The organism is Serratia sp. TSA_198.1 (assembly GCF_052686505.1).
The window spans coordinates 203,945-216,630 of sequence record NZ_JBQZFP010000001.1 but is presented as its reverse complement, the minus strand read 5'-3'; the positions used below and the strand labels follow the sequence as shown (position 1 = coordinate 216,630).

General features: G+C 56.9%; 13 protein-coding genes. 11 read left to right on the top strand and 2 right to left on the bottom strand.

The window, feature by feature from the left end; genetic code table 11:
• Positions 1-174: 174 nt before the first annotated feature.
• Positions 175-1,416, bottom strand: coding sequence for a FliC/FljB family flagellin (locus ACUTSW_RS01040; protein ID WP_445583463.1), 1,242 nt, complete (start codon positions 1,414-1,416; stop codon positions 175-177).
• Positions 1,417-1,697: 281 nt separating this feature from the next.
• On the opposite strand from ACUTSW_RS01040, the gene fliD reads away from it, so the two are divergent.
• The 5 genes from fliD to ACUTSW_RS01015 all read left to right on the top strand — a co-directional run bounded on the left by fliD (position 1,698) and on the right by ACUTSW_RS01015 (position 5,351).
• A complete protein-coding gene (fliD, locus tag ACUTSW_RS01035) occupies positions 1,698-3,101 on the top strand; it encodes a flagellar filament capping protein FliD (RefSeq protein WP_445583462.1) in 1,404 nt (467 codons plus the stop codon).
• Between the two features lie 27 nt (positions 3,102-3,128).
• A complete protein-coding gene (fliS, locus tag ACUTSW_RS01030) occupies positions 3,129-3,539 on the top strand; it encodes a flagellar export chaperone FliS (RefSeq protein WP_004945956.1) in 411 nt (136 codons plus the stop codon).
• Positions 3,539-3,907: a flagella biosynthesis regulatory protein FliT gene (fliT, locus tag ACUTSW_RS01025; protein WP_006326098.1), complete on the top strand. Its 369-nt coding sequence runs from the start codon at positions 3,539-3,541 to the stop codon at positions 3,905-3,907. Before fliS ends, fliT begins: the two co-directional genes overlap by 1 nt.
• A 347-nt stretch (positions 3,908-4,254) precedes the next feature.
• Positions 4,255-5,121 carry a helix-turn-helix transcriptional regulator gene (locus ACUTSW_RS01020; RefSeq protein ID WP_445583461.1) on the top strand — a complete coding sequence of 289 codons (867 nt, stop codon included), beginning with the start codon at positions 4,255-4,257 and terminating at the stop codon, positions 5,119-5,121.
• Positions 5,121-5,351 carry a hypothetical protein gene (locus ACUTSW_RS01015; RefSeq protein WP_445583460.1) on the top strand — a complete coding sequence of 77 codons (231 nt, stop codon included), beginning with the start codon at positions 5,121-5,123 and terminating at the stop codon, positions 5,349-5,351. Before ACUTSW_RS01020 ends, ACUTSW_RS01015 begins: the two co-directional genes overlap by 1 nt.
• Before the next feature lie 259 nt (positions 5,352-5,610).
• Here the strand turns inward: ACUTSW_RS01015 and fliE are convergent, their stop codons facing one another.
• Positions 5,611-5,925 carry a flagellar hook-basal body complex protein FliE gene (fliE, locus tag ACUTSW_RS01010; protein WP_445583459.1) on the bottom strand — a complete coding sequence of 105 codons (315 nt, stop codon included), beginning with the start codon at positions 5,923-5,925 and terminating at the stop codon, positions 5,611-5,613.
• A gap of 317 nt (positions 5,926-6,242) precedes the next feature.
• On the opposite strand from fliE, the gene fliF reads away from it, so the two are divergent.
• Genes fliF through ACUTSW_RS00980 form a run of 6 tightly spaced genes read left to right on the top strand, consistent with a single transcriptional unit; the run spans position 6,243 to position 12,675 of the window.
• Positions 6,243-7,946: a flagellar basal-body MS-ring/collar protein FliF gene (fliF, locus tag ACUTSW_RS01005; RefSeq protein WP_445583458.1), complete on the top strand. Its 1,704-nt coding sequence runs from the start codon at positions 6,243-6,245 to the stop codon at positions 7,944-7,946.
• Positions 7,943-8,935 (top strand): flagellar motor switch protein FliG, encoded by a 993-nt coding sequence (fliG, locus tag ACUTSW_RS01000; protein WP_241922118.1) that lies wholly within the window; start codon positions 7,943-7,945, stop codon positions 8,933-8,935. The genes fliF and fliG overlap by 4 nt, the downstream gene beginning before the upstream one ends.
• The gene (gene fliH / locus ACUTSW_RS00995) at positions 8,928-9,626 is read left to right on the top strand and encodes a flagellar assembly protein FliH (RefSeq protein WP_062871178.1); all 699 of its coding nucleotides are present in this window, start codon (positions 8,928-8,930) and stop codon (positions 9,624-9,626) included. Before fliG ends, fliH begins: the two co-directional genes overlap by 8 nt.
• Positions 9,626-10,987 (top strand): flagellar protein export ATPase FliI, encoded by a 1,362-nt coding sequence (gene fliI, locus ACUTSW_RS00990; RefSeq protein ID WP_062871179.1) that lies wholly within the window; start codon positions 9,626-9,628, stop codon positions 10,985-10,987. Before fliH ends, fliI begins: the two co-directional genes overlap by 1 nt.
• Positions 10,988-11,008: 21 nt before the next feature.
• Positions 11,009-11,455 (top strand): flagellar export protein FliJ, encoded by a 447-nt coding sequence (fliJ, locus tag ACUTSW_RS00985; RefSeq protein WP_006326110.1) that lies wholly within the window; start codon positions 11,009-11,011, stop codon positions 11,453-11,455.
• Positions 11,452-12,675 carry a flagellar hook-length control protein FliK gene (locus ACUTSW_RS00980; RefSeq protein WP_445583457.1) on the top strand — a complete coding sequence of 408 codons (1,224 nt, stop codon included), beginning with the start codon at positions 11,452-11,454 and terminating at the stop codon, positions 12,673-12,675. Before fliJ ends, ACUTSW_RS00980 begins: the two co-directional genes overlap by 4 nt.
• Positions 12,676-12,686: the final 11 nt, after the last annotated feature.

Here is a 12,686-nt window from a genome sequence, read left to right as displayed (position 1 = left end):
AAACCTGCGGATAAGAGAGTCAGCGCTATTATCCGTAGGGGGCAAAATGCCAATCGGCTGAACAGTCGCACAAAATAGGCTTTATTTGCGCCATGCATTAACTTCTGGGCGCGCACCATAAAAAAACCCCGCCGAAGCGGGGTTCTTTACGACAGGTTAATCGCGGAGAATCGATTAACGCAGCAGGGTCAACACGTTCTGGGTAGACTGGTTAGCCTGTGCCAGAACGGAGGTGCCTGCCTGTTGCAGGATGTTGGCACGGCTCATGTTGGACACTTCGGTCGCGTAGTCGGCATCCTGAATACGGGACTGAGAAGCGGACAGGTTGTTCACGGTGCTGTTCAGGTTGTTGATAACAGAATCGAAACGGTTCTGTACCGCACCCAGAGAAGAACGCAGTGAGTCAACCTGTGACAGCGCTTTGTCCAATACAGACAACGGATCCTCAGTGGTCGGCGTGGTGCTCATTTCTGCGCCTTTGCTGACTTTACCCGCAGAGTCTACGTTAGCTTTGAAGTATTTGGCATTTGCGCCAGTGCCTTCCTGGATAACGTAAGATTTGCCGCTGTCATAAGACTTCAGGTTAGCCGCGTCAGCGCCGGTTGCAGTCACTTCCTGCTTAACGGTAGTAGTAGCGCTGGTGCCGGTCAAACCGGTGGTGTCAGTCGCTGCGATCGCAGTGATGTCACCTGAAGTTTTGTCAACGGTGGCCAGGTAGTTCTTACCATCGGTACCTACCGCATAAACGTCGCCGGTTGCGTCATCTTTGATAAAGCTGGCTGGTGCTGCACCGTTAGCCTGCTTGTTGGTGGTGTTGGTGATGGCGATATCTTTGCCGTTTGGTACAGTCGTCGCCGCGCCACCCACTTTGGTAGGATCGATAGAGGTCGCAACGCTGAACTTGTCCAGGCCCAGAGTAGAAGAGTTGATGTTTTTCAGGTCGATATCGATAGTTTCGTTATCGTTGGCGCCCACCTGGATGGTCAGTTTCTGGTCGCCGCTCAGCACTTTCACGCCGTTGAAATCGGTTTGCGCAGAGATACGGTTGATCTCGGACATACGCTGGGTGATTTCGTCCTGGATTGACTGCAGGTCGCTGGAAGAGTTGGAACCGTTCTGGGACTGTACGGTCAGACGACGGATGTTTTGCAGGTTGTCGTTGACTTCGTTCAGTGCGCCTTCGGTGGTCTGCGCCAAAGAGATACCGTCGTTAGCGTTACGGGAAGCCTGAGTCAGGCCTTTGATGTTAGCGGTGAAACGGTTAGAGATCGCCTGACCCGCAGCATCATCCTTCGCGCTGTTGATACGCAGACCGGAAGACAAACGCTCGATCGCAGTGCCCAGAGTGGATTGGGATTTGTTCAGGTTGTTCTGCGCCATCAGCGACAGGCTGTTGGTGTTAATTACTTGTGCCATTGTATGCTTTCCTTACGAATCAGTTGCGATATTCGCATCACGGTTAAAAGGTTCGGGCTTCGTTGCCCACGGCGTCAACCACCGTCCCATCAGGTATCGGCCCTCCCCCTGCAACCTTTAGAAATTTTTTATTTTTTTTTCGCTTTCGGGCAATGGCATAAATAACGCTGTTTTTCCTTCTTCTATTGCGCCATCGGTTTTTTATTTTTTCAGTAAACTTTTTCTCCACTGGGCCGATAAACGCGTAAAGCGAATAAAGTCATTATTAAGGAGAATTACGAATGGCATCGATCAGTTCATTAGGCATCGGCTCAGGACTCGACCTCAACGGCTTGCTGGACAAGCTGACCAAAGCGGAGCAGCAACGTCTGACGCCCTACACCACCCAGCAGACCAGCTACAACGCAAAACTGACCGCTTACGGCACCCTGAAAGGCTCGCTGGAGAAGTTTGATACCCTGAGCAAAGATCTGGCCAAACCTGATTTCTTTAATAACACCACCGCCAGCACCCACGATCAGTTCACCATTACCACCAATGCCAAAGCGGTACCGGGCAACTATGTGGTCGAAGTCGAACAGTTGGCGCAGTCCCAGACGCTGACGACTCAGGCAACCATTAGCGATCAGGCCGCCGAACTCGGTACCTCCGGCGCCAGCGGCCGCACCATCAGCATCACCCAGGGTAACCCGGCCAAAACCGTTAATATCCCTTTGAATGACGATCAAACCTCGCTGCTGGAAATGCGCGATGCGATCAACAGCGCGAAAGCGGGCGTCAACGCCAGCATCATGCGCGTTGGCGATAACAAGTATCAGTTGGCGTTAAGCTCCTCGGCCACCGGCGAAAGCAACAAGATGTCGATCAAGGTCAATAATGACGATGCGCTGAACGACATTCTGAGCTACGACTCCAGCATCCCCAGCGGTGCCATGAAGCAGACGGTTCCCGCGCAGGATGCCAAAATCAAGGTTAACGGCACGGAGATCCAACGCAGCACCAACACCATTGCCGATGCCCTGCAAGGCGTGACTCTCGATCTGAAAACCAAGACCAAGGTCGATGAACCGCAAAACCTGGTGATCAGCAACGATAAAACCGGCTCCGCCGATAAAATCAAAAGCTGGGTCGACAGCTACAACTCTCTGCTGGACACCTTTAATTCGCTGTCCAAGTTTACCCCAGTGAAAAGCGGCGAAGAGCAGTCGGCGAAAAACGGCGCACTGCTGGGCGACAACACCCTGCGCGGTATTCAATCCTCAATCAAAAGCGCGCTCAGCGCGGCGCAGGATAACCCGGAGCTGAAGGGGCTGGGCAATCTGGGGATCACCACCAATGTTAAAACCGGCAAACTCGAGCTCGATAACGAGAAACTGAAAAAAGCCATCGATGAGAAACCCGCCCAGGTGGCGAATTTCTTTGCCGGCAATGGCACGGATACCGGCATGGCGACCGAAATCCACAATGAAATTCAAAATTATATTAAAGCCGGCGGCGTGCTCGAGAATGCGACCAAGAGTATCAACACCAATCTCGATCGCCTGAATACGCAAATTACCCGCGTGACAGAAAGTATTCAGAGCACCATCGACCGCTATAAACAACAGTTTGTTCAACTCGATACCATGATGTCCAAACTTAATGGCACCAGTAATTATTTAAACCAGCAGTTCTCATCCAAATAAGAACTTTTTAACCAGGTAATAAATCGCATGTATAACCGTAGCGGAACTAAGGCCTACGCCCAGGTCAGTTTGGAAAGTGGCGTAATGAGTGCCAGCCCGCACCAGTTAATCGTGATGCTTTTCGACGGGGCGCTCAGCGCCCTGTTACGCGCACGCATTCTGATGAATCAGGGTGATATCGCCGGCAAAGGGCTGGCCATATCAAAAGCCATCAACATTATTGATAACGGCCTGAAAAACGGCCTCGACCACGATCAAGGTGGCGAGATGGCCGATAATCTGGCTGCGCTGTATGACTATATGAAACGGCGCCTGATGCAGGCCAATCTGCATAACGACGAAGCGGCGATCGCCGAAGTGGTCAAGCTGCTGGAAAATATTGCTGACGCCTGGCGCCAGATTGGTCCCAATTATCACCCTTCTCAGGACGCCGTATAATGGAACGTCAACAGCAACTGCTAGCCGCGTATCAGCAAATTTATGCCCTGAGCAGCCAAATGCTCGCGCTGGCGCAAACGGAAAGATGGGAAGACCTGGTTGAGCTGGAACTGGCCTACGTTCAGGCGGTAGAGAAAACCGCCGATTTTACCGGCAAAGCGGGACCATCAATGGCGTTGCAGGAATTGTTGCGCAATAAGCTGCAGCAGATCCTGGACAACGAAAACGAGCTGAAACGCCTGTTGCAACGCCGCATGGACCAGTTGAAAGAATTGATTGGCCAATCGACGCGCCAAAGCGTGGTCAACAGCACCTACGGTCAGTTTCACGATCGCGCCCTGCTATTAGGGGAACCGCAAATCAGGTGAGCCAGTTATAATAACGACATTTTATGGATAAATAGCACCATACGCTATTTACACCCGATTAATTCAGGATATTAATCCATGATATTTGAATTACTCATGCCTATCATATTTATCACCCAGGCTCCATAGGGGCGAATATATTCGCCCCTGCTAACGCGGGCGTGGCATGCAGCGCCCCTAGGATACGGATAAATATCACTCCGACACGGACGTTTTCTGTTCAGCAGGAAATTGATTTTTGATAGATAAAACACGTCGTTGTGTTTCACAACGCATGGAAAAATGTTGCTCCGACGCCCATCAAAGCGTAAAGATATTCCCAGATAATGGCTGCGAAATGAATATCGATGGAACGTACAATTAATCTTTGTCCCGGGATTGGTGCCTCTGCGCACATCATTCAGCATACTGAATTATTATTCCCTTCAGTTTATTTTGAGCAACCCCATCTGTATCTGGTACAGCAAGGCCACAAACGCGTGCGCTGGCAACAGCATGAAGTGGTGGCCCATGCGGGAGAACTGTTGATTATCGACGGGGGGCAAACCGTGGATATTATTAATGGCCTCTCCGATGAAGGCGTATTCAGTTGTCAATTGCTTATCTGCGATCCGCTATTGTTCCACATACAGCAAACTCCCGATGAAACCGCCCCACCGGCCCCGTTCGACGCGGTGTTGGCCTTACGCAACCTTCCCTGCGCACTGATGCACAGCTTTGAGACCACCAGCCTGGCGCTGGCGCTTAAACAGCGTTTCCCTCCCATCATCATCCGCCACAAGATGTTGGAAATCCTGCTCTGGCTAAAGCAATTCAACATCAGCTTTATTCATAACGAGGCGAGGAATTTAACGCAGCGGGTGCGCCGCTGCCTGGCGACCGACCCGCATAACATCTGGACGGCGGCCAAAGTGGCGGAAAGTCTGTCGATGAGCGAAGTCGTGCTGAGGCGCAAACTTTCTCTAGAAAACACCGCGTTGCGCAATTTAATGATCGACGTGCGCATGAGCAGCGCGCTGACGCTGCTGCAATCTACCGATTGGCCTATATCCGCCATCTCTCAACACGTCGGGTATGAAAGTTCTTCGCGGTTTGCCGAGCGTTTCCGCAAACGTTTCGGTTTTGCGCCAACGGCCATTCGCGGGCACCAGCGGATCATGGAGCCCGGCGCGATCCAGCCCTATCGCCTCAGCCTGATGGAGGACCCGGAGTGATGTCCATCCTGCAAATTAAATCATTGCACAATGAACTCACCGTTTATGCACCCGGCGTTAGCGGAAAATGGTCAGCTGCGATAGCATCGGCAAACCTTAATACCGCCAGAGGTGAATCAACAGTGCTCAACGAAAAATTGCTGCTTTCCCTTGCCGTGTTGCTTGTCGGCCTGTGGCTTATGGGTCTGCTGTACGAAGAAGACGCTATGCGGATGCTGGCGGGGAAATAAATCAGCAGGGCCACGCGTAGTGGCCAATGACTATTTAACTTTGTTTAATTAATACCGTGATCAATCCAACTAAAACGATCAATATTAACACACTGAAAAATCGCCATCTGCTCTCACTTTTGCTGCTCATTTTTATTACCTGATAATTAAAATGTCTTAAACTCGCACAATTATAATCCAGCAATAAGTTCAGTAATTTGAGACAAAGCATGTTTTTTATGCGTTTACTCAGGCGATTGATTTCAAAGAACTCAACCAATCACACCGCCATATTCATCACTTCCTGATAAGCGGAAACCAGCTTATTGCGCACCTGCACGCCCATTTGCAGCGAGATGGACGATTTTTGCAGATCGACCATCACGTCGTTCAGGCTGATGCCCGGTGCGCCCAGTTCGAAGTCTTGCGCCTGTTTGCGCGCCGCCTGCTGGGTCTCGCTGATCTTGCCGATAGCCGCTTTCAACTCGCCGGCAAAGCTGACGCCCTGCGTCGCTGAACCCTGGTCAATCTGCCCCGCCTGAATCGCCGTGGCCTGCAATTGCTGCAATACCCCTTCAATCCCCTGAATTGCCATTGTGACCTCAATAAAGACTCTGCTGCCGGATGCGTTTTCATCAGGCACTACTTTGATGCTGAGGAGCCTACCACAGCATTTTTATCCTAAAGCGGTTAATTAACTGCAAAAAACCCGGCTTATCGAGCCATCGAAATCGCCCTTAAGGGCAAATAATGGCACGCCCAGAAATGGGAGCGCCGCTATTTAGAAGATATGTGTATCAGGGAGTCTGTTTTGTCACCACACAACGCTAACCACACCGTTCATCAGCCTGGCAGGGAGCTACGCCGTGGCTTGCACCGGATACTGAGCGACATTGAAGGACACGGGATAAAATGAGTGCTTCAATAACCGCCACCGAAAGCCGCGAAAATGGCCTGCAAGCCCTGTGGGACCGTCTGCGCGCCAACCCGAAAATCCCACTGCTGATCGCCGCTTCTGCGGCAATCGCCATTGTGGTCGCGTTGCTGTTATGGGCGAAAAGCCCGGATTACCGCGTGCTGTACAGCAATCTTAACGATCGCGACGGCGGTGCCATCGTTACCCAATTGACGCAGATGAATATCCCTTATCGGTTTGCCGAAAACGGTGCTGCGTTGATGATACCGGCCGATAAGGTCCATGAAACCCGCCTGCGTCTGGCGCAGCAGGGATTGCCGAAAGGCGGTGCGGTGGGCTTCGAATTGCTGGATCAGGAAAAATTCGGCATCAGCCAGTTTAGCGAGCAGATCAACTATCAGCGTGCGCTGGAAGGCGAACTGTCCCGCACCATCGAGTCGCTGGGGCCGGTACAAAACGCCCGGGTGCATCTGGCGCTGCCCAAGCCTTCGCTGTTTGTCCGCGAACAGAAGTCCCCTTCCGCCTCCGTCACCCTGACGCTGCAACCCGGCCGAGCGCTGGATGACGGCCAGATCAACGCTATCGTTTATATGGTCTCGAGCAGCGTGGCCGGATTGCCGCCGGGCAACGTCACGGTGGTCGATCAGGCCGGTCGCCTGCTGACCCAGTCTGACGGCGCCGGTCGCGATCTGAACGCGGCGCAGTTGAAATACGCCAACGAAGTGGAAAACCGCTACCAACGCCGCATCGAAGCGATTCTGGCGCCGATGGTCGGCAATGCCAACGTGCGCGCCCAGGTCACCGCGCAGATCGATTTTGCCACCCGCGAGCAAACCGACGAAGAATACCAACCGAACCAACTGCCGAATCAGGCCGCCGTGCGCTCTCAGCAAATGAGCCAGAGCGAACAGCTTGGCGGGCCGCAGGTCGGCGGCGTGCCGGGTGCGCTCTCCAATCAGCCTAGCGCGCCGGCGACTGCGCCGATAGAAACCGCCAAAGCCAACGCTGCTGCCGGCAATAACGCCACTGGCGCCAAACCTAACGCCACCGCCACCCGCAGCACTGCGGCCAACGGCAGCGGGCCACAGAATACCCGTCGCGATGAAACCACCAACTATGAGGTCGATCGCACCATCCGCCACACTCAGCAGAAGGCCGGGACGGTACAGCGGCTGTCGGTGGCAGTGGTGGTCAACTATCGCGGCGTCGATAAAGACGGCAAACCCTTGCCGATGAGCAAAGAGCAACTGGCGCAGATCGAATCGCTGGTGCGTGAATCCATGGGCTTCTCCAGCAGCCGCGGCGATACCCTGAACGTGGTCAATACGCCGTTTACCGATACCGAAGTTACCGGTGGCGAACTGCCGTTCTGGCAAACCCAGAACTTTATCGATCGTCTGTTCGATGCCGGTCGCTATCTGCTGGTCTTGCTGGCGGCCTGGCTGCTGTGGCGCAAGCTGGTGCGCCCGCAACTGCAAAACCGTCAGGCGGTGCAACAGGCCGCGCTCGCCGCCGCCAACGCACCTATGACCAAGCCGGCTGACAACAATAAACCGAGCAATGAGGAGCTGGCGCAGCACAGAAAATCGCAGCAGCGCGTCAGTGCAGAAGTCCAGAGCCAGCGGATCCGCGATCTGGCTGATAAAGACCCGCGCGTGGTCGCTCTGGTAATCCGCCAATGGATGAGTAACGAATTATGAGTCTGACCGGAACCGAAAAAAGCGCCATCCTGCTGATGACCTTGGGTGAAGACCGCGCCGCCGAGGTGTTCAAACACCTCTCCTCGCGTGAAGTGCAGCAGCTCAGCGGCACCATGGCCAGCATGAGCCAGGTCTCGCACAAACAGCTGGGCGAAGTCCTGCGCGAGTTCGAAGACGATGCCGAACAGTACGCGGCGCTGAGCGTCAATGCCAGCGACTACCTGCGCTCGGTGTTGGTCAAAGCCCTGGGTGAAGAGCGTGCCTCCAGCCTGTTGGAGGACATTCTCGAATCGCGCGAGACCACCACCGGCATGGAAACCCTCAACTTTATGGAGCCGATGAGCGCCGCCGATCTGATCCGCGACGAACATCCGCAAATCATCGCTACCATTCTGGTCCATCTGAAGCGCGGCCAGGCGGCGGATATTCTGGCACTGTTCGACGAACGCCTGCGTAACGACGTGATGCTGCGCATCGCCACCTTCGGCGGTGTGCAACCGGCGGCGTTGGCGGAACTGACCGAGGTGCTGAACAACCTGCTCGACGGCCAGAACCTCAAGCGCAGCAAGATGGGCGGCGTACGCACCGCAGCCGAGATTATCAACCTGATGAAAACCCAGCAGGAAGAAGCCGTTATCGACGCCATGCGCGAATACGACGGCGAGCTGGCGCAGAAGATCATCGACGAGATGTTCCTGTTCGAAAATCTGGTGGAAGTCGACGATCGCAGCATCCAGCGCCTGTTGCAGGAAGTGGAAGGCGAATCGCTGCTGGTTGCGCTCAAAGGCGCGGAACAGCCGTTGCGCGAGAAGTTCCTCAAAAACATGTCGCAACGCGCCGCCGACATTCTGCGCGACGATCTGGCCAACCGTGGCCCGATGCGCATGTCGCAGGTTGAGAACGAACAGAAAGCCATCCTGCTGGTTGTGCGCCGATTGGCGGAGAGCGGCGAAATGATTATCGGCGGTGGCGAGGACACCTATGTCTGATCGCATTAACACCCTGCCGTGGCAACCCTGGTCGCTCAACGATCTGCTGGAACCCAAACCGCCGATCGAGCCTTTGCTGCCCATTGAAACGGACGCCCTGTCGCCGGACGACAGCGCCGATCGGCAACAGCAGTTGCTCCAGTTGCGCCTGCAAGCGGAGCAGCAAGGCCAACAGCTGGGCTATGCCGACGGCCAGCAAAAAGGCTATGAAGCGGGTCTCCAGGCCGGTATGGAAGAAGGTCGCCAGCAGGGTTTGCTGGAGGCGCAGCAGCAACAACAGCCGCTGACTGCACACTGGCAGCAACTGATCACCGAGTTTCAGCACACGCTCGATGCGCTCGACAGCGTGATCGCTTCGCGTTTGATGCAGTTGGCGCTGACCGCCGCCAAACAGGTGCTAGGTCAACCGCCGGTATGCGACGGTACCGCCCTGCTGGCGCAGATCCAGCAGTTGATCCAGCAAGAGCCGATGTTCAGCGGCAAGCCGCAGTTGCGCGTGCACCCGGACGACTATCAGCGTATCGAACAGCAACTGGGTGCCACGCTCAGCCTGCACGGCTGGCGGCTGTTGGCGGACGGTCAATTGCACCCCGGCGGCTGCAAGGTCAGCGCCGAAGAAGGCGATCTCGATGCCAGCCTGGCGACGCGCTGGCACGAACTCTGCCGCCTGGCTGCGCCGGGAGACGTGTAATGACCGCTCGCCTTGGCCGCTGGCTGTCCTCGCTGGATACGCTGGAAAAACGCATCGCTTGCACGCCTACGGTTCGCCGCTACGGCCGCCTGACACGCGCCACCGGGTTGGTACTGGAAGCCACCGGCTTGCAATTGCCGATCGGCGCCACCTGCCTGATCGAACGTCACAATGGCGGTGAGGTACAGGAAGTGGAAAGCGAAGTGGTCGGTTTTAACGGCCAGCGGCTGTTCCTGATGCCGCTGGAAGAAGTGGAAGGCATCGTGCCCGGCGCACGGGTTTACGCCCGCGTTGCGCCGGAAGGGCAAAGCGCCGGCAAGCAACTGCCGCTCGGCCCGGCGCTGCTGGGCCGGGTGCTGGACGGCAGCGCCAAACCGCTCGACGGCCTGCCCGCGCCGGAGACCGGCTATCGCGCGCCGTTGATCACCGCCCCGTTCAACCCGCTGCAACGTACGCCGATCGAACAGGTGCTGGACGTCGGCGTACGCACCATCAACGGCTTGCTGACCGTCGGGCGCGGCCAGCGCATGGGGCTGTTTGCCGGCTCCGGCGTCGGTAAAAGCGTCTTGTTAGGCATGATGGCGCGTTACACCCAGGCCGATGTGATTGTCGTCGGTCTGATCGGCGAACGCGGCCGCGAGGTCAAAGATTTTATCGAGAATATCCTCGGCACCGAAGGCCGAGCGCGCTCGGTGGTGATCGCCGCCCCGGCGGACGTCTCGCCGCTGTTGCGTATGCAGGGCGCCGCCTACGCCACACGCATCGCCGAAGACTTTCGCGATCGCGGTCAGCACGTGCTGTTGATTATGGACTCGCTCACCCGCTACGCCATGGCGCAACGTGAAATCGCGCTGGCTATCGGCGAGCCGCCGGCCACCAAAGGGTATCCGCCCTCGGTGTTCGCCAAACTGCCGGCGCTGGTGGAGCGCGCGGGCAACGGCATCAGCGGCGGCGGGTCGATCACCGCGTTTTATACCGTACTGACCGAAGGCGATGACCAGCAAGATCCGATAGCCGACTCGGCGCGCGCCATCCTCGATGGCCACGTGGTGCTGTCGCGTCGGCTGGCGGAGGCAGGCCATTACCCGGCGATCGACATCGAAGCCTCTATCAGCCGCGCCATGACCTCGCTTATCGACGAAGAACACTACCGCCGGGTGCGCAATTTCAAACAGATGCTGGCCAGTTATCAGCGTAACCGCGATCTGATCAGCGTCGGCGCCTACGTAGCAGGCAGCGATCCGCTGCTGGATAAGGCCATGACGCTGTACCCGCAGATGGAAGCCTATCTGCAGCAGGGCATTTTTGAACGCAGCGGTTACGACGACGCCTGCCAACAGTTACAGCAGTTGATCGTTTAACGTCACAAAAGGCTGAACCCGATGAAACCACAGTCACCTCTGATTACCCTGCGCGATCTGGCTCAGGATGCGGTGGAACAGGCTACGCAACAGTTGGGCCAGGTGCGCAAAGCGCAACAGGCGGCCGAGCAACAGCTTTCCATGCTGCTCAATTATCAAGACGAGTACCGCCAGAAGCTGAATCACCAGTTGAGTGACGGCATGGACTCTTCACACTGGCAAAACTACCAGCAGTTTATCGGCACGCTGGAGCAGGCCATCGATCAGCACCGCCGACAACTGATGCAGTGGGGCCAGAAGGTAGACCACGCAATGAAACAGTGGCAGGACAAACAGCAGCGGCTGAACGCCTTCGACACTCTGCATACCCGCGCCCAAAGCGCAGAACGGCAGGTGGAGAACAAACGGGATCAAAAACTGATGGATGAGTTCGCTCAACGCAGTTCACAAAGGAATCTACACCCATGAACCTGAATGCCTTGCCGGGCAGCATAGCGCCTGGCGATGCCGGCGTGCTGCCGGACGCGCAGTTGTCGATGGATGACTCGCAGCTGTCCTCGGCCTTTGCCCTGCTGCTCGGCGCACGTACGCTGCCGGCCGACAAAGATGAGGGCAAGCTGCCGCCGGCGCTACTGAGCGCAGAAGATGACAACACGCCGGCGCTGAGCCGCAACCCGCTAAACCCACTGCTCGCCGCCTTCAGTGAACGCGATGGGCTGCTGGCGCCCGCCTTGTTAAGCGACACCCAGCCGCCAGTCGCGGCGGGCGGCGATGACAAGACGCAGGATAAAAAACCGGATGCCGTCTTGCGCCCCGTCGGTGAAATAGACGCCGCCACGCTGCAGGCGCTGTTCGCCATGCTGCCGCTGGCCGTTAGCCCTGCCGCGCCGAGCGCGGCCGCAACGGGCCCAAACCTTGAAGGCGAACAGGACCCGGCGCACCCTGCCGCCCTGCTGAGCGCCGCGCTGAATCAACAGCCCAATGCCGCAGGCTTCCCGATGACGCAGCCCGCAAAAGCCACGTCGCCAGTGAGCGAAAAACCGCTGAACCTTGACGCGCGCACCGACGGCCCGCAGCCAACCGCGGCCCCCCATGACCAACCGGATGCAGCGCCGCTAAAATTCAGCGCCGATACCCAGCCTCAGGCACCGGTCAACCACCTGATGGTGCCGCCGGTCGCCAGCCCGGTCGTGGCGACAACGCCGAACGCCTCCCTGGTCACCGCCCCGCCGACACCGCAATTGAACGCCCAGCTTGGCAGCCCGGAGTGGCAACAGGCGCTGAATCAGCAGGTACTGATGTTCCATCGCAACGGTCAGCAAAGCGCCGAACTGCGCCTGCATCCGCAGGAGCTGGGTGCGCTGCAAATCACCCTCAAACTGGACGATAGCCAGGCGCAGTTGCACATCGCTTCAGCGCACGGCCAGGTGCGCGCCGCGGTGGAAGCCGCCATGCCGCAACTGCGCCATGCCCTGGCGGAAAGCGGCATCAATCTGGGGCAAAGCAGCGTTGGCGGCGAGCCCACGCCGCAGTGGCAACAGCCACAGCAGCAGACGGCGGACGATCGGGGCCGACCGGCCTACCGCGATAGCCACGGCGAGAGCGATCTGGCCGCCGAAACCCTCATCGCCCCGGCACAATTGCAGGCGATGGCCCGCGCCGTCAGCGGCGTTGATATTTTCGCCTGAGCGGCGGCAAA